Annotated in this window: 21 protein-coding genes and 1 pseudogene; 13 read left to right on the top strand and 9 right to left on the bottom strand. The window is 47.5% G+C overall.

The window, feature by feature from the left end:
• Nucleotides 1-92: 92 nt before the first annotated feature.
• From KJS69_RS07140 to KJS69_RS07115, 6 genes are all read left to right on the top strand, one after another.
• Nucleotides 93-536, top strand: coding sequence for a MarR family winged helix-turn-helix transcriptional regulator (locus KJS69_RS07140; protein ID WP_213582979.1), 444 nt, complete (start codon nucleotides 93-95; stop codon nucleotides 534-536).
• 1 nt (nucleotide 537) lies between these two features.
• A complete protein-coding gene (locus KJS69_RS07135) occupies nucleotides 538-2,193 on the top strand; it encodes an MDR family MFS transporter (RefSeq protein WP_213582977.1) in 1,656 nt (551 codons plus the stop codon).
• 327 nt (nucleotides 2,194-2,520) lie between these two features.
• The gene (locus tag KJS69_RS07130; RefSeq protein WP_249730399.1) at nucleotides 2,521-3,732 is read left to right on the top strand and encodes an alpha-D-ribose 1-methylphosphonate 5-triphosphate diphosphatase; all 1,212 of its coding nucleotides are present in this window, start codon (nucleotides 2,521-2,523) and stop codon (nucleotides 3,730-3,732) included.
• A 286-nt stretch (nucleotides 3,733-4,018) separates the two neighbouring features.
• Nucleotides 4,019-4,216 (top strand): hypothetical protein, encoded by a 198-nt coding sequence (locus KJS69_RS07125; RefSeq protein ID WP_213582973.1) that lies wholly within the window; start codon nucleotides 4,019-4,021, stop codon nucleotides 4,214-4,216.
• A 911-nt stretch (nucleotides 4,217-5,127) separates the two neighbouring features.
• Nucleotides 5,128-5,625, top strand: coding sequence for a cation:proton antiporter regulatory subunit (locus tag KJS69_RS07120; protein ID WP_283777445.1), 498 nt, complete (start codon nucleotides 5,128-5,130; stop codon nucleotides 5,623-5,625).
• A gap of 16 nt (nucleotides 5,626-5,641) precedes the next feature.
• A complete protein-coding gene (locus KJS69_RS07115; RefSeq protein ID WP_213582970.1) occupies nucleotides 5,642-6,856 on the top strand; it encodes a cation:proton antiporter in 1,215 nt (404 codons plus the stop codon).
• A gap of 81 nt (nucleotides 6,857-6,937) precedes the next feature.
• Here the strand turns inward: KJS69_RS07115 and KJS69_RS07110 are convergent, their stop codons facing one another.
• Nucleotides 6,938-7,429, bottom strand: a complete 492-nt coding sequence (locus KJS69_RS07110; RefSeq protein ID WP_213582969.1) for a cation:proton antiporter regulatory subunit — start codon at nucleotides 7,427-7,429, stop codon at nucleotides 6,938-6,940.
• A 302-nt stretch (nucleotides 7,430-7,731) separates the two neighbouring features.
• Here KJS69_RS07110 and KJS69_RS07105 point away from each other — a divergent pair, with 302 nt between their 5' ends.
• Nucleotides 7,732-8,007 carry a DUF1294 domain-containing protein gene (locus tag KJS69_RS07105; RefSeq protein ID WP_306434396.1) on the top strand — a complete coding sequence of 92 codons (276 nt, stop codon included), beginning with the start codon at nucleotides 7,732-7,734 and terminating at the stop codon, nucleotides 8,005-8,007.
• 66 nt (nucleotides 8,008-8,073) lie between these two features.
• On the opposite strand, the gene KJS69_RS07100 is transcribed toward KJS69_RS07105, so the two are convergent.
• The 3 genes from KJS69_RS07100 to KJS69_RS07090 form a co-directional block, all read right to left on the bottom strand.
• Nucleotides 8,074-10,422 (bottom strand): Ig-like domain-containing protein, encoded by a 2,349-nt coding sequence (locus tag KJS69_RS07100; RefSeq protein ID WP_213582968.1) that lies wholly within the window; start codon nucleotides 10,420-10,422, stop codon nucleotides 8,074-8,076.
• Nucleotides 10,423-10,618: 196 nt separating this feature from the next.
• The gene (locus tag KJS69_RS07095; RefSeq protein ID WP_213582967.1) at nucleotides 10,619-11,980 is read right to left on the bottom strand and encodes a sensor histidine kinase; all 1,362 of its coding nucleotides are present in this window, start codon (nucleotides 11,978-11,980) and stop codon (nucleotides 10,619-10,621) included.
• Nucleotides 11,977-12,687 (bottom strand): response regulator transcription factor, encoded by a 711-nt coding sequence (locus KJS69_RS07090; protein ID WP_213582966.1) that lies wholly within the window; start codon nucleotides 12,685-12,687, stop codon nucleotides 11,977-11,979. Before KJS69_RS07090 ends, KJS69_RS07095 begins: the two co-directional genes overlap by 4 nt.
• Before the next feature lie 223 nt (nucleotides 12,688-12,910).
• Here KJS69_RS07090 and KJS69_RS07085 point away from each other — a divergent pair, with 223 nt between their 5' ends.
• Entirely contained in the window at nucleotides 12,911-13,723 is an 813-nt protein-coding gene (locus KJS69_RS07085) for an AAC(3) family N-acetyltransferase (protein WP_213582965.1), read from the top strand.
• Between the two features lie 66 nt (nucleotides 13,724-13,789).
• Here the strand turns inward: KJS69_RS07085 and hfq are convergent, their stop codons facing one another.
• Nucleotides 13,790-14,047 (bottom strand): RNA chaperone Hfq, encoded by a 258-nt coding sequence (gene hfq, locus KJS69_RS07080; protein WP_213582964.1) that lies wholly within the window; start codon nucleotides 14,045-14,047, stop codon nucleotides 13,790-13,792.
• Between the two features lie 244 nt (nucleotides 14,048-14,291).
• Here hfq and nagZ point away from each other — a divergent pair, with 244 nt between their 5' ends.
• Nucleotides 14,292-15,572 carry a beta-N-acetylhexosaminidase gene (gene nagZ, locus KJS69_RS07075; RefSeq protein WP_249730398.1) on the top strand — a complete coding sequence of 427 codons (1,281 nt, stop codon included), beginning with the start codon at nucleotides 14,292-14,294 and terminating at the stop codon, nucleotides 15,570-15,572.
• Between the two features lie 502 nt (nucleotides 15,573-16,074).
• On the opposite strand, the pseudogene KJS69_RS07070 reads toward nagZ, so the two are convergent.
• The 4 genes and pseudogenes from KJS69_RS07070 to KJS69_RS07055 form a co-directional block, all read right to left on the bottom strand.
• Nucleotides 16,075-16,398 (bottom strand): annotated as a pseudogene (locus KJS69_RS07070) (ArsR/SmtB family transcription factor); the annotation flags it as partial.
• Entirely contained in the window at nucleotides 16,391-16,816 is a 426-nt protein-coding gene (locus KJS69_RS07065; protein ID WP_213583083.1) for an SRPBCC family protein, read from the bottom strand. The gene KJS69_RS07065 and the pseudogene KJS69_RS07070, both read right to left, overlap by 8 nt.
• A 30-nt stretch (nucleotides 16,817-16,846) precedes the next feature.
• Nucleotides 16,847-17,230, bottom strand: coding sequence for a hypothetical protein (locus tag KJS69_RS07060; protein WP_213582963.1), 384 nt, complete (start codon nucleotides 17,228-17,230; stop codon nucleotides 16,847-16,849).
• Between the two features lie 232 nt (nucleotides 17,231-17,462).
• A complete protein-coding gene (locus KJS69_RS07055; protein ID WP_213582962.1) occupies nucleotides 17,463-18,485 on the bottom strand; it encodes a phosphotransferase enzyme family protein in 1,023 nt (340 codons plus the stop codon).
• 125 nt (nucleotides 18,486-18,610) lie between these two features.
• On the opposite strand from KJS69_RS07055, the gene KJS69_RS07050 reads away from it, so the two are divergent.
• From KJS69_RS07050 to KJS69_RS07035, 4 genes are all read left to right on the top strand, one after another.
• Nucleotides 18,611-19,318: a response regulator transcription factor gene (locus tag KJS69_RS07050; RefSeq protein ID WP_213582961.1), complete on the top strand. Its 708-nt coding sequence runs from the start codon at nucleotides 18,611-18,613 to the stop codon at nucleotides 19,316-19,318.
• Nucleotides 19,315-20,301 carry a sensor histidine kinase gene (locus KJS69_RS07045; protein ID WP_213582960.1) on the top strand — a complete coding sequence of 329 codons (987 nt, stop codon included), beginning with the start codon at nucleotides 19,315-19,317 and terminating at the stop codon, nucleotides 20,299-20,301. Before KJS69_RS07050 ends, KJS69_RS07045 begins: the two co-directional genes overlap by 4 nt.
• Nucleotides 20,302-20,706: 405 nt before the next feature.
• Entirely contained in the window at nucleotides 20,707-21,477 is a 771-nt protein-coding gene (locus KJS69_RS07040; protein ID WP_213582959.1) for an ABC transporter ATP-binding protein, read from the top strand.
• Nucleotides 21,452-23,377: an FtsX-like permease family protein gene (locus tag KJS69_RS07035; RefSeq protein ID WP_213582958.1), complete on the top strand. Its 1,926-nt coding sequence runs from the start codon at nucleotides 21,452-21,454 to the stop codon at nucleotides 23,375-23,377. The genes KJS69_RS07040 and KJS69_RS07035 overlap by 26 nt, the downstream gene beginning before the upstream one ends.
• Nucleotides 23,378-23,696: the final 319 nt, after the last annotated feature.

Genomic DNA, 23,696 nt, shown 5'->3' with positions numbered 1-23,696 from the left:
CAGAAAGAGAGCCTTTAATATAATTACTATTATTATTTTAATAAGTAAACTATTTAGTTAGGATAATACTTTGTCATTAAAGGAGTGATTCAATGTCGAAGAGCGATGATGTGTCCAGATACGTCGAAATGTTTTGGCTAGTATCTAGAGGCTTGTCATCTATCTGGAAGAGAAATTTTGAACAGCGGTTATCCAATACCCAATCCTACATTTTAATTAAATTGGATGCCGAGGGACCTCAAAAAATCACGGTTCTTGCTGAGGCATTGGACATTACTCCCGGAGCGATTTCAAGTATTTCCGATAAATTAATTGCATGCGGCTTTGCTACTCGAAGTAGGGACGAGGAAGATCGCAGGGTGGTTTACTTGGAAATTACTCCATTAGGAAAGGAGATCTTGCGGGAAATTCAAGAGGAGAGCAAAGCAATGATCAACAAAGTGTTCAATGGTTTGCCGGAAGAAGATATTCACCATTTGGTCAGAATTTATGAAAAACTTATACAAAACATAGAGCATTGCCGAAGGGAGAAGTAGTATGGAGCATCTTTCCGAAAAACGTAAAGTATCGATTATGATTGCGATTATGGCGGCCATGTTTTTTTCCGCTATCAACCAGACCATCATTGGTGTGGCCATGCCGCGAATTATCGCTAAGCTTGGTGGAATGGACTATTATACTTGGGCCATTACTATTTATTTATTAACCTCGACTGTTGCTACTATTCTGGTCGGTAAGCTATCGGATATTTATGGAAGAAAGCCATTTATTCTAACCGGGATTGCTGTGTTTATGTTAGGCGCTTTTTTAAGCGGCTTTTCAAGAGATATCATTGAATTAATCTTTTATCGGGGAATTCAGGGGCTAGGAGCGGGAATTATTATGTCGACCGCCTTCACAGCCGTTGGGGACTTATATGCGCCTAGGGAAAGGGCGCGTTGGACCGGGTTAATGAGCGGGATTTTTGGCCTTTCCAGCGTATTGGGACCGCCGGTTGGGGGCTATATTGTTGACCATCTCGATTGGCATTGGGTGTTCTGGATGTTCCTGCCTCTCGGAATTGTTGCATTTATTATGATCATCATGCTTTTTCCGAAAGTGGAGCGCAGAGAAGGCGAGTCCATCGATTACCTGGGCTCCTTATTTTTAACGACGACCATCGTTCCGCTGTTGCTGGCTTTTTCGTGGGCTGGGCAAGGGGAGGGCAAATATCCTTGGGGCTCGTGGCAAATTATAGGCTTGTTTGCTATAACTGTTGTTTCCCTCCTTATCTTTATTATCGTAGAGACAAAGGCCAAATCGCCTGTGCTTCCGTTATCTTTGTTTAAGAATAGCGTCGTTACGGTTTCTAACCTGGCGGGATTTGTCCTGAACGCCGGAATGATGGGGGCGATCATCTATGTTCCCTTCTTCGTTCAAGGGGTCAAAGGGATTTCACCTACTTACTCGGGTTATGTGACTATGCCGATGTCTATAGGGATGATCGTGACGATGGCTTTCGTCGGTCAACTGATTGCCAAGACGGGCAAATACAAAAAGATAGCGATCCTGGGCCTTGTCGTTATGGCGGTAGGAATGACGCTGCTTCATTTCATGCATATGGATACGCCGATATATGTTACCGTCCTATATATGTGTGTTGTAGGTCTAGGATTGGGGATCAGCATGCCGGTCTTCTCCCTTACTGTGCAAAATGCCGTAGAGCCTAAGCAACTCGGTGTGGCCACCGCTTCTTCTCAGTTGTTCCGTTCGCTTGGAGGAACGATAGGTATTGCTATCATGGGGACTGTTATGGCTTCCCGCATGAGCAGCAAATTGGCCGAACAGTTCGCTTCCGAGGGAGGAGCAGCGCAACAAGTACCAATAGATCCGGCTATGGCTGAGCAAATGAAGGAATTTTTAAATCCGCAGGCTCTTCTGGATCAGCCCAAGCTTGCTGAATTTATGGCTGGCCTGCCGGCAGATGTGCAAGTGATGTTTAATCAACTGCTGGATAAGCTGCGCGAAGCTTTGAGCTATGGGGTCACCAGTACGTTCCTGGCCGGCGCTGTTGTAACCATCGTCGCAGTTGTGCTGACGTTATTCCTGAAGGAAATCCCTCTTCGTTCCGCCAAGGACGCCAAACCTGAAGAAGGAAAAGCGGCCGGAAAGGTAAGAAAAAAAGAACTGGTTAAGCCTCGTACAGAGTCTTAACCCTCGTACAGAGTCTTAACCCTTGTGCAACAAATCTAATTTGGATTAAAGAAGGACACCTTAATAAATTACTGAGGTGTCCTTTTGTAAAACTATAAGAATTTATAAAAAATCGTTATCAGTAAATTTCGACGGTAAACGCAGGCTCTCTTGATCAGAGATCAAGGACGCCGCAGGCGTTTATCCTTACATAGAAGGGCCTGTTCTTTATATTCATGGGTATTGTTCCGGCCTGCAAATGAATTATAATGACTTTAGTGACCGGGGACTGCAGCGAGAATGGGACGGTATTGCCTAAGCTATTTGCATATCAAGGAGGGGAGAGCATTGGCACAGCAGGACGAATGGATAGATCAGGTTGCGATCGTGATGCCGGAAGAAGTCGTACTGGGAAGTCTTAGGATCGAGAGAGGGCAGATCGCAGAAATTAGGCTGGCGGATAACCGGGGCACGGATGGAAATTCGCCTGGGGAGCGTGGTTATGTTTGGCAGGACGGTATGTATTTGCTGCCGGGCTTGATCGATATTCATTGCGATGCGATCGAGAAGGAAGTACAGCCGCGGCCGAACACACTGTTTCCGATGGAAATGGCGCTTTTGGAGCTCGAAAGAAAGCTCGCTGGTAACGGAATTACTACGATGTATCATTCTCTTTCGCTCGGGACGGGGCTTAGCCTGCGGGGAGAGGATCTGGTGACGAAGATGATCCGTCTTATCCGTTGCTATCGGCAGGAGCAGGCAATGATCCGCCATCGCATTCATCTGCGTTATGAGGTGATTTATCTGGATGGCTTGCCCTTGGCCGAGGAGCTTGTTCGTTCGGGACAAGTGGAATATTTATCGTATATGAATCACGCCCCCGGTCAAGGACAATATCGGGCGCCGGGCTCGTTTGAAGCCTATGTCATGAAAAATCAAGGAGTCAATAAGGAAGAGGTGCGCCGCATAGCTGAGAATGCGCTGCAGAAGCAAGAGCAGATTGACTGGGAAAGACTCCGTTATTTGGCTGAGGAGGCTCTGGCTGACGGAATTGCGCTCGCTTCCCATGACGATGATACGCTGAAGAAGGTGGATGAAGCCAGGAGCTTTGGCGCCTCGGTGTCTGAATTTCCCCTTAATCTGGAAACAGCCCAATATGCCAAGCAGCGCGGGCTGCAAACGTGTGTGGGGGCTCCGAATGTGGTCCGTGGAGGTTCGCATGATAACAACATGAAAGCAATGGACGGCATTCGAGCTGGAGCCGTCGATATTCTATGCTCCGATTATTATCCCTCCTCTATGCTATCTGCCATCGTTAGGATCGCGGACGAGGCCGGAATCGGAATAGCCCGAGCCACCGCAATGGCCACCCTTCACCCGGCCAAAGCGGTCGGAATAGACGACTGTTTGGGTTCCATCGAGGTCGGGAAACAGGCTGATTTGATATTGATTCAGATGAAGAACGGCTACCCGCTTGTTCGTAAAACGTGGGTGAACGGACTTTCAGTCTACGAAGCGAATTATTATCGCCAGAATGAACACGAACGGCAAGCTCTTTGAATGACTTCTAAATACCCGGATCGGAATATTGGCGAACATCAGCGGGTCAGTGCCGGGTTACGCGTAATCATTGTCAACAACCTTGTTCTTCAGCTCGCTAGAAAGAACAAGGTTGTTGATTTGACAAACGGCTCTCATGTTGAAATCGCGGTAATGAATAGGAGCCAAATTAAATGCTCAGAATATTATTATAAAAGGCATTGAAATTTGGCTGAAAGTCGAATACAATAATGATAATGATTATCATTGTTGTTCATTATCCAATGATTAAAAGGGAGACGTTAAGATGAGTCTATTACTTCCGATCGTCACCATCGGACTGGTTTTACTGGGAAGCGTATGTTTATTTATTGCGATGGAGAATGATCGACGGGTGAACGAACAGTTACGTAAGGAAGTACCGGGAAAGGCCCAGACGGAATTGGGAATGCGTCCGGTTGATGTTTTTCGCAAATTGTTTATTAAAGTTCGCAACGCGGAGTAGAACTAATAAACGATTAACGGTCGAAGCTTGTTGACGGGCAGGAGGCTCCATACAAGTTCATATCCCCAAGGTCATTTGTCTGGCGCCCATTCAGGGTAAAGACAGTGGCCTTTTTTATTTATGTCATGAAAGGGAGGAAAATTGTACAGAAGCATTATATTGAAACTTGACTGGTTACAGTTGGAATGATAACCTTATTTATTGGAAGACTCTTCTTTATAGTCTTTACATGTAGGTGTTAGGGAGTTTTTCTTGCTTTATTCCAATATGTTTTAACTAAATATTAGGTTTTTAATACAGAATGCTCTTATCCATAGGTTGTACGGGATGTTCGCCCTTAAAGGTGACCGTTCATCGACTTTAACAACAGGAGGTGCGCTAATGGCCCTAGCTCCACGAATCTCTAGTCCAAGTCATAGGCTCTCTTTTCTATTCCTAGCGCTAATCCTGTTAGTTTGTTTCGTGGCTGCTTCCACGTATGTCGATACGAGTCACCCGCTTGTTGAAGAATCTCCTACATTGACTACTTCCATCAAGGAACACTCCGTAGTCAGCTTTAGAAATCCAACCACATCGAGTACTCCGTGGCCTCTTAAATCCATATCCTGGATTATGCTTTTTCCACAGCTTTTATTATCATTAACGGCACCTTCTTTTATTTATTTGTTCCTTTTTATTCCACTCTCCATAAGGAGCTTATTTCTCATCCCTATTAAATTTACTTCGACGTTCGTGATTTAATTTATACATCCATTTCATCCGTGAAACTCAAGACTTTTGATGTGTTCACCTGCGATTTGAATTACCATTATGGTAAATCAGATCCTGAAAAACCAGGTGCCTGTTTTGTACTGCTTTTTAGCGTGCGAAGACATCTTCATGTAGTGATTACGAAATAATGGAGGGTATAGATTTTGAATATTCGTGAGTCTGATTTACCGGGAATTGGCCGCAAGTTCCAGATGGAAACCCGTGCCGGAGATAAACTGGTCGTTATCGTTCATGACGATGGTCGACGCGAGCTGTTTCATTTTCAACATGAGGATCCGGAGGAAAGTCTTTCTATGGTCACATTGGACGATCATGAGTCCAGACTGATCGCGGCCATTGTAGGAGGCATGACCTATCGGCCTAGAGCGTTGGAAACGATTGATGTCGCGTTAGATGGTTTAGTGATCGAGTGGTATAAAATTGAGCACACTGCAAAATGTATAGGATATACGATAGGCGACTTGGATGTGCGGCAAAAGACGGGGGCATCGGTCATCGCAGTGGTCGAAAAGGGCAGTCAAAAATATATTAATCCAGGGCCTGAATATAAGCTGACGGCAGATTCCACCCTGATTGTCGCTGGAGAAAGACAGCACATTAAAAAACTAAAGCAATTTTTGTTGTCAGGAGACGAATAACAACAGGGGGGGAATTATGGATACGATCGTTTTTCAAATCGGATTAGCCGTTGTTTTGGTGGCCACAGTTGGATTGATTGCCACAAAGCTTCGTTTTTCAGTTATTCCTTTCTATATTTTAGTTGGAATGGCTGTCGGACCTCATGCACCTCATTTTTGGATATTCGACTTTCGCTTTATTGAAAGTATGGAGTTTATTGATTTTATGGGGCGGCTCGGTGTCCTGTTCCTGTTGTTTTATCTAGGTCTGGAGTTTTCCGTAAGTCGCTTGATGAAATCCGGTAAAGCGATTGTCATGGGCGGTCTTTTCTACATTATTATTAATTTCCTGTTTGGACTGCTCGTAGGCTGGATGATGGACATGCCTTTAAAAGAAACGCTCGTCATTGCCGGGATTATGACAAGTTCCTCCACGGCTATTGTGGCCAAAGTATTGGTTGATCTTAAACGGACTGCAAATCGGGAGACTGAAATTATTATGGGAATGATTATGTTCGACGATTTATTTATCGCTGTCCACATTTCCATACTGTCGGGACTGGTGCTGAGCGGGGCTACCTCCTTCATCGGTGTGCTTCTGACCTCCTTATCGGCGCTTATCTTTATCTTATTGTTCCTCATCGTAGGACGAAAGGTGATCAAATACGTTGACAAAGGCTTGAATATTTCTTCATCCGAATTATTTTTGCTCGTTATAATGGCTGCGTTGTTTCTAATTGCCGGTTTCTCCGAGACTGCGCATGTCGCGGAAGCGATTGGAGCGCTTATGGTCGGGCTTGTACTGGCTGAGTCGGCCCATGTCAAACGGATCGAGCAGTTGGTAGTGCCGTTCCGTGATTTTTTTGGCGCGATGTTCTTCTTCAGCTTCGGATTAACCATCGCCCCGTCTTCTCTTGGCGGAGCGGTAGGCATGGCGATTATCGCGGTCGTGCTGACGATTATCGGAAATGTAGGGGCCGGAATGCTGGCCGGCCGGATTGCCGGGATTTCCAACCGTGCTTCCTTCAATATAGGATTTACACTAGCTTCGCGGGGCGAATTCTCTATCATCATGGCTAATATCGGCAAGGCGGGCGGACTTCTTCCTGTCGTTCAGTCCTTTGCAGTGCTGTATGTCCTATTGCTGGCTATACTGGGTCCGCTGTTAACTAAGGAATCCAAAAGGATATACAACCTGATCCTGAAGATAAGCGGTCAAGATAAAAAAGAACAGAAGCTGCAGGACGGGTAATTTCATATTTCAAAAAAGGCAATGCGGTATGCTCAACCAATAGGTGAGCTCCGCATTGCCTTACTTTATTCGCTAGAGGTTCTAGCCATCCTGCAAAATGGTTTTCAGCTTCTTCAACTGCTGTCTTTCTCCGGCTACGACAAGAGTGCAATGGGCGGCTAGCTTGTGCTGGGGGCCAGGGTTAATAATTTTAGTCTGCTCAGCTTTGTCTATGACGGCAATAATGATAGCGCCCGTTGCTTGCCTTATGGTCAGCTCCCCGATCGTTTTGCCGACGCAAGCGGCATGAGGTTCAATTTTGAACCATTCGATGATCAAGTCCTCCAGGGACAATTCAATTTCTTCCAACGCCTTAGGCTTGTAGCTCATCCCGCCAATGATGGCAGCCATTTGTCTCGCTTCATCGTCTTCAAGAGAGATGTTCGAGACACACTCTTCCGGATCGTTCTCTCCGAAATGATAAATTTCTCGCAGCCCATTATCGTGGATAACGATGACCATGGAGTAGTCTGAGCGAGTTTTGAGTTCAAATTTGCGGCCGATCCCCGGTAAATCTACTTCCCTGATATTCAAACGATTGAACCTCCTTTACCCCTTTATGTTTACAAATTTGGTTTCTATTATACACGACTGGGCTAAATAGGGCGACCGAAGGTTGAATTTGTGTATCCATCGATGGGAACTTGAGGCGGCAGACTTCTACAGGGTACCCGAATAAATGCAGCATGGGTTGCAAGATTGACGAAAATCCATTAGCATTATCGCCATAGACCACAAGTATGGAATCTGGGAATCGGGTAAATTCAGCTTGGAGCGGGATTTTAACTGGTATCGGTAAAGTGTCTGCAACGGACAAGGGGAAGGACGGGCGGGGATTGTTGAAATGGATGATAGCTTATTTGCTGCTGATCAATGTCATTAGCTATGGAGCGATGGGACGCGATAAAGCACTGGCAGCCAGGGGAAAAAGAAGAATACCGGAGAAGAGGCTTTTTGGTTTGGCTTGGGCCGGAGGCGGGCTCGGTGCCTGGATAGGGATGCAGAGCTATCGTCATAAAACGAAGCATCCTTCTTTCACTGTAGGTATTCCTGCATTGATTGCCGTTAATGCGGCTTGTGTCTATGCCTTATGGAGATGGGTTATTGCATAGCACCTTGAATAGAGCACTAAAATAAATCCCCTTTCCGCTTGAAGCGGAAAGGGGATTTATGCTTGTTTACTCTTTAACCGTAACGACGATTTTGGTTCGTTTCCCTGCGAATTTGACCGTAATGGTTGCTTTGCCGGGCCCATGCGCCTGGATGATTCCGTCCTTAACATCAGCTACTATAATTTTGGACGATTGCCAGTAGGCAGCTACGGAGACGTCTTCGTCCTTGTTATCTGCATAAGTAGCGATGGCCTTGGCATGGTAGGTCTGTCCTTTTTTCAATTCCAGCTGAACCACATCTGTTTTTAAATATTTCAATGTATCGACGTCCACTGCCACCGAGATCGATTTGCCGCCATAGGAGGCGGTAATTTTTGTCTTCCCGTAACCGATTGCGGTTACTTGCCCCGCATGATCGACGTCGGCCACTTTATAGGAGGAGGTTTTCCAATCCGCTTCGGCCGTTACGTCTCTCTCGCTTCCGTTGGAGAAGGTAGCCGTCACGACAATTTCCTCCTGATCGCCGGATTTAAGAGACAGGACACGCGTATCGGCGGTCAGCTTCTCAATAATATCGACTTCTACCGCAATGCTGACGGATTGACCGCCGTATTTGGCGGTTATTGTCGTTTTGCCTCGTTCGAAGGCAGTGACCGCTCCTTTGCTTACTTCGGCATATTTGGGGGCGCTGGACGACCATTCCGCATCGCGGGTAACGTCGCGGGTGTTTCCGGCCTTATCGGTGGATGTTAATTTAATATAACCCGTTTGCCCCCGATTCAGCATCAACGTTTTTCGATCCGCGCCAAGCTCTTTAACGACATCTACATAGACGGGAATGGTGATCGACCTGCCGCTGAATTTAGCGATAATTTTAGCTTCGCCGCTCTCCGTTGCAGTGACCAGCCCTCTGCGAACTTCCACGGAGCCGGAGCTCGCCGACCATTCCGCCTTATCCGTAATCTCTTCCATCCGGCCGTCTGCGAACACGGCATTAAGAATAACCTGATGGGCATCGCCTTTTTGCAAGGCAATCGAGTCGGTGTCCGCCATCAGCTTTCTCGGGATGTCCACATCGACAACGATGGATGCCGTTTTATTCCCGTACTTCGCTGTCACGGTAGCTTCCCCGGAGCTTTTCCCGGTTACTTTGCCTTTCGTCGCAAAAACGACATTTTCTTTATCCGACTTCCATTCCGCTTTGACGGTTACCTCCTCGCGGGTTCCGTCCTGATAAGTGGCGAACAGCTTCAACTGCTCTGCCTGGCCGCGCTGCAGAGTAAGAAATTCCCGATCGATTTCAAGGATTCTCGGAACCTCAACATCAATTGCAATGTCAATCGATTTCGTTTCGAAGCGGGCCGTAATAACAGCCTCGCCCGGAGCGGCAGCGTGGACCTTTCCGTTGCTGACAAATGCGACATTCTCGTTGCTGGAGGTCCATTTGGCTGTACTCGTAATGTCTTCGATTCGTCCATCGGCATAAGTGGCCTTTAACGTAAACTGCTCGGTATCGTTCACCCGCATGAATAAGCTTTGCTTGTTGACCTCGAGTTTTTTGGCGGAATCGACATCGACTTTAATCGTAGCCGACTTGCTGCCATATTTCGCTGTAATGACGGCTTCACCGGGAGCATAAGCAGTAATTTCCCCCTGGATGGCGTCCGCCACAGCTTCGTTGTTGCTGGACCATTCGGCCTTATCGGTCACATCTTCTACCGTTCCGTCAGGGAAGGTAGCCTGAAGCGTCACCTTCTCCGTACCGTCGACAAGCAGGTTAACCTGGGGCTTGTCCGGATCGAGCCGGCGGACCAATTCCACGCTTACGGGAATCGAAATCGACTGGCTTCCGTACTTGGCTACTATGGTTGCCGTCCCCGAGCCCAATCCTTCGACCGTACCGTTGACGACTGTCGCTACCTCATAATTGTCGGTGCTCCATTCGGCTTTTTCCGTGACGATTTCCTTAGTTCCGTCGCTGTAAAAAGCGGTTAAAGCGACTTGCTCTTTAGCGCCGGTACGAAGCTGCAGGGAATGCTTATCCTTCGTCAGCGCCTTCACTTTTTTATGAACCTTCACGTTGACGACAACCGTTTTGCCCTGATAAGTTGCCGTTAGGACCGCGGTTCCTTCGCCTTTAGCGGTAACGGTGCCGGCATAGACCGCAGCCACCTCCGGATTCTCACTCACCCAATCCGTCTTGATCGTCACTTCGTCTGTTTTGCCGTTTACATAGACTGCGGTAGCTGTTAACGATTGTGTATCGCCGATCTCCATTTTTAGCTCATTCTTGGACAGAACGAGCCGGGAAATTTCTTCTGACGCCATCGCGCTGCCTGCGCCCATGAAATAGAAAAGCATTGCGATAGACAGTACAACCTGAACGATTTTATTAGACCTTACTAGCTTCAACATCAATGTCCTCCTTGGTAGTTTAATATGCAGCCGGAGCAAGTAGTATTAGGGTTCGAGATTCTTTACCGGCGGGGACGAGGAGCAGCACTCCGAATCATGATATATATCGGCAAACTTAGAGCATAATCTTCGGGTTTAGAGACGAAAAAATTGTGTAAAAATTGTGTAAAACGAGAAAGGAAATCGACTTTCTTCCTTAACGCTCCAGCAGAGGGAAGGAGAGACAGAACAGGGCTCCTCCTTCGGGCCGATTCGCAGCGGAAATCGTTCCCGAGCAACGTTCCACAATGGCCCGGGAAATCGCTAGGCCAAGACCGTTCTCTCCGTCGTTTCCTTTGACAAAGCGGTAGAAAAGCTTCGGAACGATTTCTTCCGCAATCCCGTTACCGTCATCGGCCACCTCAATAATGAGCTGCCGGCCCTTGCAATAGGTATGTATGCTGACTTTCGTAAGGGCATGTCGGATCGCATTGGCGATTACATTCACCAATGCTTGAAGAAGCTTGTCCGGATCGCCATAGATAAAAGGAGGATGGCCGCTTCCTGCAGATTCATCTTCTTTGTAATCGAGCGTTATCCGCTTCTGGAGGGCGAGCGGATCAAGCTTCTCTATCGTTTGGGCAATGATTTGACTGACCGATACTTCCGTATGCTGGAAAATTCCTTCTTCGATATCGAGCTTGGCCAGCAGCATCATTTCCGTTACGATCCTTTTAAGCCGTTCACACTCTTCGACGATGACGTTCATTCCGTGCTTCGCCTGTTCCTCTTGAAAAACGCCGTCCCGAATGCCTTCGGCATACCCTTGAATATTCATTAAAGGAGTCTTTAGTTCATGCGATGCATTCTGAAAAAACTCCTTTTGCGTCTTGTGATAGCCGTCGAGCTCGGCAGCCAGCTTGTAGACGCTGGAAGCTACCTCTCCGATTTCTCCGCCCGCCTCCACCCGCTGAACTTCGGAGAAACGGCGATTCTGTACTTTGTGCAGCTCATCCCGCAGAGTGGACAGGGGGGTAACCAGCCTTCGTGTAATCAATACGCTAAGCAGGAGAGCGAACAAGGCGCCCATAGCAAAGATGAGGATCATCCGTTGGATGATGCTGAGCTGGAGCGATTTTAATCGTTCCATTGGAGATGCTACGACGAGCTTGTCCGAAACATTATTCGTTTGTATCGTTTCGATCAGATAGGTGCCCTGCTGTCCTTTCCACACCTTGTCTTCTCCAATAGCGAGCTCTTGGGCGTTCTGAACGATTTCCGCATACCCGCTATCGCTCTCGGAACCAGCCAAGGAGAGCGTTTGATTGTTGGAATACATGAAGGCCATATTGGCGCCTGGCGATAGGATCCGGGTGACCAGATCGACCTTTCTCTCCGGGTCATTGCTGTGAAGAGAGGTTTGATGCAGCATGACGGCTTTGCCCTGCTCCCGCATTTCCTTACGTTGACTGTCAATCAGTGCATCGAGCAATAAGTTGTTCATTAACCAGACGGTGACGACAAAGAGGAACAGAAGAAGCAAGCCGAAGGCGAGATTCAGACGGGTCAGCAGCTTCATGACCAGCTCTCCTCTTCCGTGGAGCGCAGCCGATATCCGTATCCCCACACCGTTTCTAACGGGAGACGGTTCATCTTTTTGCGTATCCTCTTCACCAAATCGTCCACAGCCCGGTCGCTGCCGTAATAATCCGTTCCCCACACCGCATCCAACAGCTCGCCTCTGGAATAAGCATGATTCGGCTTATCTGCCAATATATTCAGCAGCATGAACTCCTTAGCGGTCATCTCCAGCTCGGTGCCGTGCCACCACACTCTTCTTTCCTCAGGAAAAATTTGCAGAATTCCGGCAAGCAGCGTCTTGGGAGAGCTCTCGCTTCCCGTTCTGCCATTAACCTGCTGCATTGACCACCGTAATAGCAGTCGATTCACTTTGGCTACCAGCTCGCGCGGACTGAACGGCTTCGTTAAATAATCATCGCTGCCGAGCTCCAGTCCCAAAATTTTATCCACTTCTTCATCCTTGGCGGAAATCATTATTATCGGCACTTCGTCAACGTTCCGAATCTGCCGGCAGAACTGATAACCATCCATTCCGGGCAGCATGATGTCCAATACCCACAGATCGGGCGGCATGACTTTACGCAGCTCCAGCGCTTCCTCGGCGGATGATAGGCCGATCGTGCGATATCCTTCTTTCTGCATATAAGCTTCGACAATTTGCCGGATATGGAGCTCATCGTCCACAATTGCAATAAGCTGAGACATTCTCTACTCAGTCCTCCGTAGTCTGTAAAATCATGTATATTGTAACAGAATAGCAGATATAGAGAGTCGGGTTCGAGGAGAATTCTACATTTTTTCTACATCTCACCGTCCGGCCGCTGGACTTACTGGAGAAATAGCATTATCGTTTATGAGGAGAGCAGATTTAGCCGCAGCAGCCACGAGGCTAATGCAGTTAATTTATATAAAGAAGGAGGACTTTGGAATGTATACCAAATCCATATTAATAGATCAATTGGAGCAATTGGGAATTGACCGTACAGGAACGCTGTTGGTTCACTCCTCCATGAAAAGTATGGGGCAGGTGGAGGGGGGTGCCGATACGGTTTTAGATGCGTTGTCAGAGTATATGAAAGACGGTCTGTTGGTGCTGCCAACCCATACGTGGTCCTATATTAACGCGGAGAACCCCCGGTTTTATGTAGAAGAATCTCCTTCATGCGTCGGTATTTTGCCGGAATTGTTCCGTAAAAGGCCCCAAGTAATCCGTTCCTGGCACCCGACACATTCTGTCGCTGCTTTGGGAAGCGACGCGGAAAGCTTTACAGCGGGGGACGAACGGTTTGATACTCCCTGCGCCAGAGGGTCGGCATGGGGGAAGCTGCTGGACCGGCAAGCGACCATCCTGCTGGTGGGCGTCGATCTCCGCCGCAATACATTCATCCACGGTGTGGAGGAATGGGTCGATATTCCAGGCCGGCTTACAGAGGGGCATCAACAGCTATACACGATCTTGGGGGATGGAACAGAGATCCCGGTCCCGTCACGGAGGCACTGCGGCTTACCCTGGTCGGAGCATTTCTGGAAAGTCGAAGAGGTTCTGGAGAAAGAAGGGGCGTTGGTTAAGGGCCGGTGGGGCGATGCTGAAGTCAGGATATGCCATACGGTTCCGATGACGGAGCTTCTCAACCGAATGCTGCGGTTCGATCCGCACCTGTTCTCGGATAACGTACCTCTAAACGAACGGGTAAAGAGGGAATTTATGCCTGGAGAAAATGTTCACTGCAATGAGCCATAAGGAAGGTTCGGGACAAAAGGAATAAAAACAGCCACCGCGATCCGTCGCCGGTGGCTTTGTTGTGTCTTATTGGCTTGCAGAAGAGGGGTGTAAATCGACCGGGAATTCTGGAATGATCGTAGACAAGGCGGATTTGTAAAGGGTGTGCTGCTTGCCGAAGGAATCCTGAAGGACAATGACGTATTTGTCGAAAGCTCCGATGGTTCCTTTAATCTGCACTCCATTTACGGTAATAACTGTGCATTTGGTCCGTTTTTTTCGCAAAGTGTTAAGAAACATGTTCTGATCGAACGTTGGCTGGGTGCTTTGTTGCTGATCTAGCATAGGTTTTTATCCCTCTCTCTCTTTTTAAGGGTTTAGTCTAATCATAACATAGATGGGCACAGAAGTAACAAGAGTCTAACGCCTTATTAATTTAAAGCGAAAACCGATTATTAAGCCAATGGATTCGGGGATTGTCGTTTCATACCGCATTTTGTTCGCAGCAGAAGTAAAATGATATGATTTTGGGATGGAACCCTTGGTATGGTATGATAAACGAATAAATTTAGGCTAGCAGGTGATAAACATGAAGAAGCTGTCCGTACTATTAGGTTTATGGTCTATGTTATTCATCGGGCTACAGTCCGGATGCTCCTGGAACCAGCAGACCACTCCCGCTAATCCATCCTCTCCCGTTCCATCTTCAGTCCCTTCGCCCGAGGCGAGTCCCGAGCCGTCTCCGAGTCCGTCTGCACCTGTAGCGGAGAAGGACGCTATTCGTGCAAGGATAGACAAGATGACGCTGGAGGAAAAAATCGGGCAGATGATCATTGCCGGTGTACAAGGGACTTCCGCCTCATCCGAGGACGAAAGAATGATTAAGGAACAGCATGTCGGAGGGATTATTTTTTATAAAAACAATTTGGCCGATCCGGCCTCGGTCGTTCGTTTCGCAAACCAGCTCAAGCAATGGAACGAGAGCCATTCTGTCCCGCTGCTGCTTTCTGTAGATCAGGAGGGCGGGCGAGTCAGTCGTTTGCCAGGACTTGATCTTCTGCCGACCGCACAGGAAATCGGGCAATGGAATAGCCGGGAAGCGGCGGGGGAGATTGGCGCTATCCTCGGCGAAGAAGTTAAGGCAATGGGTTTGAACATGAACTTTGCTCCGGTGCTCGATATTAATAACAACCCGAAGAACCCGGTTATCGGAGACCGCTCATTCGGCTCGACAGCCGAAATCGTGTCCTCCATGGGGATCGAAGCTATGAAGCAAATGGAGCTAACCGGGGTCATTCCGGTCGTCAAGCATTTTCCGGGGCATGGGGATACCGAGACGGATTCCCATCTGGATTTGCCGGTTATTCATAAGAGCGAGAAGGATCTGACCGAACTGGAGTGGAAGCCGTTCGTCAAAGCGATTGAGGAAGGGACGGACGCTATTATGGTGGCTCATATTTTGTTTCCGCAAATCGATGAGCAATATCCTTCTTCCTTATCACCGGCGGTAGTGACGGGCCAATTACGCGATAAGCTGGGCTTCGAGGGTGTCATCCTGACGGACGACCTGACCATGGGAGCGATTGTGAACCGGTATGGAATCGGGGAGGCGTCTGTTCTATCGGTGCAGGCGGGAACCGATATTCTTCTCATTGCTCATGAATACTCTAATGTCGATGAAGTGACTGCCGCCTTGAAGCAAAGCGTAGCGGACGGCACGCTTTCCGAAGAGAGGATTGACGAAAGCGTTCGGAGGATTCTGCAGTTGAAAACCAAGTTCAACCTGGAGGACAAGCCGCTCGATCCCCCTGATTTGACGTTACTTAATGAACGGATAAGGAAGGCGATAGACACCTATAAATTAAAATAGACAATGATGAACTCGAAAATTAAACGGCGATTCATCAATTCCTTCCAAAAGGATGGAAGTTGAACGGACAAAACCCCGCACTTTCGGCAGTGCGGGGTTTTGATGTGTACAGGGCAAGTAGAGAGCCAAGTTGCAAATTCGTGAAATCGGGTGCAAAAGTACCCCTTAATTCGAGCATTTTCTCAATTTGAGCAAATGGAGTGCGAAAGTACCCTTTAATTTATCGAAATCGTCGATTTTCGAAAAATGTGGAGAATGAAGAGCACTTTTACACCTTAATTTCAATAAAGGGAAAAACTATAGAATTGAAGTGCATTTTTGCACTTTAAGCGCGCATTTAATCCGATTGACCGCCTCAGGAGTCAGAAGTACTCCTTGATTTCGTTCCTTTCGGAGCTTTGTCCGATGAGTGCGGCTGATTGGCCAAGCCCGGTTCAGTCGATAGGCCCTCTTCCTCCAGTGTAGCAGCCTTCGATACAACAGACTCCGGAACGTCGGACCCGGACCTGTCTGATTCGACATAGCGCTGAAGGGCGGACAGCTTATTCTCCCAGAACCGCTCATAGTAGGCGAGCCAGCGCTTCAGCTCGAGCAGCGGCTCCGGTTCAAGGCGATATCGTGTCTCCCGGCCTACTTTTGTATCTTTGAGAAGACCGGCGTCAGTCAAAATTCGCAGATGCTTGGAGACAGCCGTTCGGGTCATCGGGAAGTGCCCGCTAATTACGGTCACCGACATCTCCCGATCTCCCAGCAGCTCGAGCAGCTTGCGGCGGGTAGGATCAGCGATAGCCTGAAAGACGTCTACCTTAGCAGCATTCTTATTCATTCTCGACATAGGTGCTCAACTTCTTGACAAGTCCGACCCAGCCTTCATTCATCCGATCGCGGACCAAGGCGTGGGATTCGCCAAATTCGGTAACGGCTTCGATATCCCATCCCGAATGGATTAACGTAAACTCCGTTTGGCCATCCAAATCGATCAATTCAAAAGTCAGGCTCCAATCCTTGCCCCATGTAAAAGAAAGACGGCGCGGCGGGTCGACCTGCGTCACTTTGCAGGGGGACATGCCGAACGGTCCGGCGTTTAATTGAAACTCATGGCCGACTACAGGCTGCATATCATTCGGCATAAACCAGGCAGCCAGACCTTCGGCAGTTGAAACAGCGTCCCATACTTTTTGAATGGGGGCGTTCAGCCGTTTTGTCTGACGGATGTCGGGCAGAGTATCGGGTTTCTTTTGCATCATCATGTTCCTCCTTGGGCACAGTTAAAGTTATTTTTTTGTTTTGACCTTATTTTGAGGACGAAAACGCAATGCTGACCAAGTTTCGTCCACCGATACATTGCTGACAGCTCTGTAAACAGTGTTATTTTGTACCATTGTATTTAATGTATCCCGGTTAATATCGGTCTTGACCTTCGAGCTTTGCTTGGGATAGGTGATCCAGAACAGAGCGTCCTCGTTCAATAGCGGAAGGACTCGAGGCAACCATTCCTCCGCCTCCCGAGCATTATTGACGAACAATAGCACGAAATCGTAGATGGTTCCATCCAGCATCTCACCGTCTTCAATGCCCAGGCTAAAGCCGGAAGGGGCATTAAGAACAGCCGCTTGTCCATTTTTGTAGCGTAATTTTTGTAATAGCTCTTCCTTCATAGCCTCACTCCTTTGTCATTACGAAACTATTTGGTTTCTCTTTTGATTGTATGAAACCTTTGGGTTTCGTGTCAATGGCTTTATTTCTCCATGTTTATCCAACTGCCTTTATTCAACTATCTGAACAGTCTGACGGAGCCTTATACGGAAGAATGGATGATGGGTAATGAGATTCCAGTGCAAGATCCATCTGATTCCCGGAATGGATGGGGGAGCCATGCAAACGTTCATTTTATTTGGAAACTAAAGAGGATAGCTTCTCTCCTCGCTGCCGATATTTGTTCAAATGTTGTTGCAGCTGGAAGGCCGGCTGTTTTTCTCCGCCTTGGAGGATTTGGATCGTGGCACGGACGAATCCCCAATTCAGGCAGCCCGTTAGCCAGATTAATGAGGGCAGTCGCATCCAATCCTCCGGCCGCAGGAAATCTTCGGCGCCATATCCCTGTAACAGACTATGGGCGAGATGTGGTGAGAAGCTGTGGGATGCGATCCCCTCCGGCCGAGAATACCATTTAATTAGCCAAGCCAGACCCTCGACCCGATCGGTATAGCCAATGTGCTCAAAATCGACCAGCCCGACAATGTTCTCCCCTTCATCCCAAACTATATTCAGTGGATTCAGATCGGATTGCATAATAAAGTCATTGGCGGGAGAGGAGTAGGCGGCTTCTATATGATGTTCTGCCAGTTGAATGTACTCCTGCAGAATAGCTGAGTTTTCAGGTGCAAGGCTTGCATTGCCGGCGGTGTCTTTAATCATGGATAACCACTTCATACTTCCTTCGAAGTGAGATATTTTGGGGAGCGAGGCATTGAACTTGGAGGAAACATTATGGTATTGTCTAGCCATTACCCCAGATTTGTAGGCAATCTTTTCTGTACAGCGGGTCATATGAATACCGTCTATCCATTCGAATAACAAAAAGCGATAGTCCGTTCCATTCCAGTTAAGTTTTTTAAAGGAATGACCGGTTAACGTAGTAAATCGCCGCATAAAAGGAATGCCGTGGCCATTTAAAAAATCAATGAATTTCATCTGTTGTTCTAGCACGGCATCCGTTAAATCAATAAAAACATCATGGTCATATCGTTTGTTGCTTATGAATCGGGCGGAATAGCATTTGTCTTGAATTCGAATTTGGTAATGAGAGTCGCCATGGGAATGGCCGGACAGCTTTTTTACGATAATCAGCTTATCCGGATCCAGGCCGTAGTCTTCTATAGCTTCACGCAGGATAGCCACACTGTTATCCATATTCCCCTCCTGAAAGTTGAGATGTTACTATTTTCGACCATCATGGAGTTCATTCCTTCAACGGGCTTCTTTTCGCAAATCTAATAAATAATATTATTCGATGCCAAATCAAGGGAGAATAGGCTATGTATAAAATTATGATCGTGGAGGACGATCCCAAAATTTCCGAGTTACTGCAGTCCTATATCGAAAAATATGGGGATGAAGGGCTGGTCGTCAATGATTTTCAGCGTGTGCTGGACGTATTTATAGAGGCGCAGCCGCATGTTGTGCTGCTGGATATTAATTTGCCAAGCTTTGACGGATATTACTGGTGCCGCCAAATTCGTACGGTTTCCACTTGTCCTATTCTTTTTATTTCTGCGCGCAGCGGAGAGATGGATCAGGTGCGGGCCATCGAGAATGGGGCGGACGACTACATAACGAAGCCGTTTCATTATGAGGTTGTCATGGCTAAAATCCGCAGCCAGCTGCGGCGCGTGTATGGCGATTATGCGGCTCAAATGAGCGAGCGGACGGTCGAGAAGTCCGGCTTGACCCTATATCCGGAAAGAATGGAGCTGCATCTGAAGGGTGGAATGGTTCCGCTGACGAAAAAAGAAACCGTGCTGATCGAAACACTGCTGGAGCGCTGTCCCCGCATCGTCAGCCGGGAAATTATCCTCGACAAGCTCTGGGACGATTATACGTATATTGATGACAATACTCTCAGCGTTAATATAACGCGAATCCGCAAGAAGCTGGCGGAGCTTGGCATTGAAGACGCTCTGGAAACGGTTCGCGGCGTCGGTTACCGGTTGAATATCGTCTGGGAAGAGAAGGAAGGGCTATGAAGCTATTTGTACGAGAGCATCTCCCGCTTATCGGGTTTACGATCGTTCAATTGTTCATCGTGCTGCTCGTTTATTGGTTTGATGGATACAGCGATTTGCCAACCGCGCTGTATGCTGTTTTTCTAGGCATTTGTCTGCTGATCGCTTATTTGGCTTATCGCTACTGGAGCCATCGTAAATTATATGAGCGATTATCCAGCCCGCAAGCCTCGCTTAAAGAATCGATCCAACACGCGGATGCCGCTCCTTTATCCAGAGCTTTAAACGAATTGCTCCAGTCTCAATACAGCCATTATCAGAAGCAATTGAAAAGCTGGGAACGGAAGCAGCAGAACCACCTGACCTTTATGAATCAATGGGTTCATCAAATGAAGACTCCGCTGTCCGTCATCGAATTAATTGCCCAGAATGGAGAGGGCCCGCAGTTTGAAAGCATTACGGAAGAGACGGATCGAATGCGGGCCGGGCTCGAAATGGTGCTCTACATGGCAAGACTGGAAACGTTCGAGCAGGATTTTCACGTGGACAAAGTAAGTTTAAGAGAAATTGTCAATGAAGTGATTGGGGAGAACAAGCGGTTATTTATCCGCAGCTACGTCTATCCGGAAATCGAAGTTGATTCCGGGCTTACGGTGGAAACGGATGCGAAGTGGCTTCGCTTTATTCTTCAGCAACTGCTGTCCAACGCCATCAAATATTCTGCGGGGAACCGTGAAAAGGTGACCGTAGCCGCTTCTTCACAGAATCGCGCCGTCATCCTCGAAATTAAGGATCGTGGAGTAGGGATTCCGTCTTCGGATCTTTCCCGTGTGTTCTATCCTTTCTATACCGGCGAGAATGGCCGGCAGTTTAAAGAGTCTACCGGAATGGGGCTGTATCTGGTCAAGGAAGTGATAGAGAAGCTGAATCATGAAATTGAAATCCAATCGGAAGTCGGCCAAGGAACGACCGTGCGCATTAGATTTCCGTACGCCGTCCATTAATCGATGAATGTCTGTCATTCATCGATTTTTTCATTTCATTACCTTACAAAGTTGTTAGACTATTGAAAGATTGTTTTATATGAAAAACGGCAAAGCTGGAGTAAACTATATGCTCGGCACTAAAGATTTCAAAGCTCATGAAGTGGAGAAAGAAAGATGCTTCCAGGGCGAGTTTTGGCTTTGTATTCCTACTATCCGAAGGCCTATCTATATAGAAGGAATCTGTTGGTTTCGGGGTCCCCGAAAAGTAATAGGACTTCACTACGAAGCATCACTTCACTTTTTGGGGTAACAGTTTAGATGTTTGAAGCCTTCGGGGGCACTTTCCTTCGGAACGGAATGATAGCTTTCTTTAGTGCCACATATATAATTACCAGCAACTAGTGAGTAAAGGAGAGAAGATTCATGGAAATTTTAAAAGCGCGCGAGCTCAATAAGATTTACCCGGGAAAAATTCCATACGAGGCCCTTACCAATATAGATTTGACTATTAACAAAGGGGAATTTGTAGGAATTATGGGGCCTTCCGGAAGCGGGAAGACCACCTTGCTGAACCTGGTCTCAACTATCGATTCTCCGACAGCGGGAGAAGTCCGGATTCAAGGGGAAAATCCCCATCGCCTGTCCCCAGACAAACTGGCTTATTTTCGCCGGCGGGAGCTTGGTTTTGTGTTCCAATCGTTCAACCTTCTTAATACGCTAACCGTCAAGGAAAACATTGTTCTCCCACTAACTTTGGACGGAATGAATTTGAAAGAAATGAACCGACGGCTCGGAGTGATGGCGGAGAAGCTGGGGATTACATCGATCTTGAACAAGCGAACCTATGAAATTTCGGGAGGCCAAGCCCAGCGCACGGCTATTGCCCGGGCGCTGATTCATACCCCCAAGCTGGTACTGGCCGACGAACCGACGGGGAATCTCGATTCCAAAGCGGCCCGCGATGTCATGGAGCTGATGGCCAAATTGAATGAAGAAGAGGAGGCGACCATGATGCTGGTGACCCACGATCCGATGGCTGCCAGCTACTGTAACCGTGTCATCTTCATTAAGGATGGGCAGCTCTATAATGAAATTCACTGTGGGGACAGCCGGGCCTCATTTTATCAAAAAATTATCAATGTTCTGTCGCTGCTGGGAGGGGATGGGCATGACTTTTCGCCAATTCGCGTTTAATAATATTATTCGTAATAAGCGTACTTATGTCGCTCATTTTCTGAGCAGTGCCTTCTCGGTCATGATCTTTTTTACGTATGCCTTGCTTCTATTTCATCCGAATCTGCAAGGGGAGCTGGCTTCCACTAGTAAAACGATGAGTCAACTGGGAACGATGGGAATGCAGATTTCTCAATATTTGATTTTCATCTTCTCTTTTTTCTTCCTGCTCTATTCGGTCAGTGCGTTTCTTAAAACACGCAAGAAGGACTTCGGTGTTCTGATGCTGCTCGGGATGTCGCCCCGGCAATTGAACAAGCTTGTTTTTATTGAAAATATGATCATCGGGATCGCCTCGATTATTACCGGAATCCTCGTGGGCCTTGTTTTTTCCAAGCTCATTTTATTAATTAGCGCCAGCATTCTATTCATTCAAAACGGGCTGCCTTTTTATATCCCCATGCAAGCTGTATGGACAACCGCCGGTGCGTTCTTCCTCCTGTTTCTGCTTATCGCTTTGTTTACCTTTAGAATGGGTAAAAGAACTCAGCTCGTGGAGCTGATTCAAGCCGAGGATAAACCGAAGCCGGAGCCTAAAGCATCCGTGTGGCTCTCGATATTGGCTGTTCTGTTTATTGGGTTAGGCTACGGACTCGTATTTCTCTTTGCTTTGCGCTTTCTGTTTTCGTTCCTGTCATTAGCTGCGGGTGTAGGTTTTGTCGTGTTGGGGACGTATTTTTTATTCACGCAATGGAGTGTTTACACGATCCGGGCATTAAAGAAGAGGGACTGGCTATTTTTCCGAAAGATCAATCTGCTGACCTTCTCGGAGCTGACCTATCGGATGAAAGATAATGCGATTATGTTCTTTATGGTTTCGATTATATCGGCGGTCGCCTTTACCGGCATCGGTACCAGCCTGGCTATAGGAAGTCCGGGATTGGCTCAGATGGTGAATCCCTTTGCCTTTACTTATTCCTCCAGTCCGGAGAATGCCCAGGAGCATAAGCACATTCAGGAAATCGGAAAGCAGCTGGCTGAAGCCAATTTCTCCTACCGTATGGCTAAAGCCACTCCGCAGTATACAGATGACGGTCATACCGTTCTGAAGCTTAGCGATTACAATGATTTGGCCCGTGCTCTCGGTTATGAAAGCGAGACGATCCAGGGGGAGGAAGCCCTGTTGACGCCAACATCGGTCAGTCAAAGAGACGGGTATAAGAAGCAGTCCACTAATGTCCCGACCTCTATTCCTCTCATGAAAGGGGAGCTGGACATCTCTTTATCTGTCCAGAAAGCGATGCCCTACATCGTCCTTTCCAATTTCGGAGGAACGGTAATCGTCGTTTCAGACGCCTTGTACGACCAGATGCCTATGGAGGAATATGGTCTACGCACCTATTATTTTTTTGCAGTAGATCAATGGCAAAAATCTAGGGAAGTCTCGCAAAAGCTGCTGGATTCGCTGGAGTCAGATAGAGGAGCGGAATACCATTTTTCCGCCTTAGTATTCGAATGGCTAACGTCTAAACAAGAGAATGGTATTTTAATGATTGTCAGTGTATTGGTGGGCATCGTATTCTTTACATTTGCGGCAAGTTTTATTTACTTCCGTCTATATGCCGATTTGGAACGCGATGAAAAGCAATATCAGATGATATCCAAAATCGGTTTAAGCCGATCGGAGCTGAGAAGAATGGTGACGCGCCAGCTTGTGCTTCTCTTTTTCCTGCCGCTCGTCCTGGCTCTTATCCATAGCAGTGTAGCCTTTACGGCGCTGCAGCAGTTGGTCGATTATTCCGTGGCGGCGGATTCCATCGTGGTCATAGTCTCCTTTATCGCTGTGCAAATCGTCTATTTCCTGGCAGTTCGCTGGCGTTATTTGCAGCACCTCTATCAGAAAAACGATACTATGCATTAGGTTGCCGGCAGAGTGGAGTCGAATACCGAATGGTTAAAGCGGACCAAAGATTTGAAAGAGCAAGTAAAGCACTTGGAAGGCTTAACGATTCTGCAAAATAGCAGTTCAAGCTCGAACTAAGCTCATCATGGCTGGAAAGCTATATCATAGTTACAGAGCAAGCATCCTCTTCCATAAGGTTTGGGATGCTTGTTTTTGTATTAATAAGCTAGGAAAGGGTTGGGGAGTCATCATGGAAGGAGCATTTTAAACAAAATAAACTCCACTCGATTTTCTGAAATCGGGAACAAAATTAACCTTTGCCCTGTCCTTTAATATA

This window comes from Paenibacillus sp. J2TS4, from assembly GCF_018403245.1.
Lineage (GTDB): Bacteria > Bacillota > Bacilli > Paenibacillales > NBRC-103111 > Paenibacillus_L.
This window is presented reverse-complemented; position numbering and strand designations above follow the sequence as displayed.

Coding starts and splice junctions, on each gene's coding strand:
- KJS69_RS07140 (WP_213582979.1), top strand. CDS start 93: ATGTCGAAGAGCGATGATGTGTCCAGATACGTCGAAATGTTTTGGCTA.
- KJS69_RS07135 (WP_213582977.1), top strand. CDS start 538: ATGGAGCATCTTTCCGAAAAACGTAAAGTATCGATTATGATTGCGATT.
- KJS69_RS07125 (WP_213582973.1), top strand. CDS start 4,019: ATGAGTCTATTACTTCCGATCGTCACCATCGGACTGGTTTTACTGGGA.
- KJS69_RS07115 (WP_213582970.1), top strand. CDS start 5,642: ATGGATACGATCGTTTTTCAAATCGGATTAGCCGTTGTTTTGGTGGCC.
- KJS69_RS07100 (WP_213582968.1), bottom strand. CDS start 10,422: ATGTTGAAGCTAGTAAGGTCTAATAAAATCGTTCAGGTTGTACTGTCT.
- KJS69_RS07095 (WP_213582967.1), bottom strand. CDS start 11,980: ATGAAGCTGCTGACCCGTCTGAATCTCGCCTTCGGCTTGCTTCTTCTG.
- KJS69_RS07090 (WP_213582966.1), bottom strand. CDS start 12,687: ATGTCTCAGCTTATTGCAATTGTGGACGATGAGCTCCATATCCGGCAA.
- KJS69_RS07085 (WP_213582965.1), top strand. CDS start 12,911: ATGTATACCAAATCCATATTAATAGATCAATTGGAGCAATTGGGAATT.
- hfq (WP_213582964.1), bottom strand. CDS start 14,047: ATGCTAGATCAGCAACAAAGCACCCAGCCAACGTTCGATCAGAACATG.
- nagZ (WP_249730398.1), top strand. CDS start 14,292: ATGAAGAAGCTGTCCGTACTATTAGGTTTATGGTCTATGTTATTCATC.
- KJS69_RS07065 (WP_213583083.1), bottom strand. CDS start 16,816: ATGCAAAAGAAACCCGATACTCTGCCCGACATCCGTCAGACAAAACGG.
- KJS69_RS07060 (WP_213582963.1), bottom strand. CDS start 17,230: ATGAAGGAAGAGCTATTACAAAAATTACGCTACAAAAATGGACAAGCG.
- KJS69_RS07055 (WP_213582962.1), bottom strand. CDS start 18,485: ATGGATAACAGTGTGGCTATCCTGCGTGAAGCTATAGAAGACTACGGC.
- KJS69_RS07050 (WP_213582961.1), top strand. CDS start 18,611: ATGTATAAAATTATGATCGTGGAGGACGATCCCAAAATTTCCGAGTTA.
- KJS69_RS07045 (WP_213582960.1), top strand. CDS start 19,315: ATGAAGCTATTTGTACGAGAGCATCTCCCGCTTATCGGGTTTACGATC.
- KJS69_RS07040 (WP_213582959.1), top strand. CDS start 20,707: ATGGAAATTTTAAAAGCGCGCGAGCTCAATAAGATTTACCCGGGAAAA.
- KJS69_RS07035 (WP_213582958.1), top strand. CDS start 21,452: ATGACTTTTCGCCAATTCGCGTTTAATAATATTATTCGTAATAAGCGT.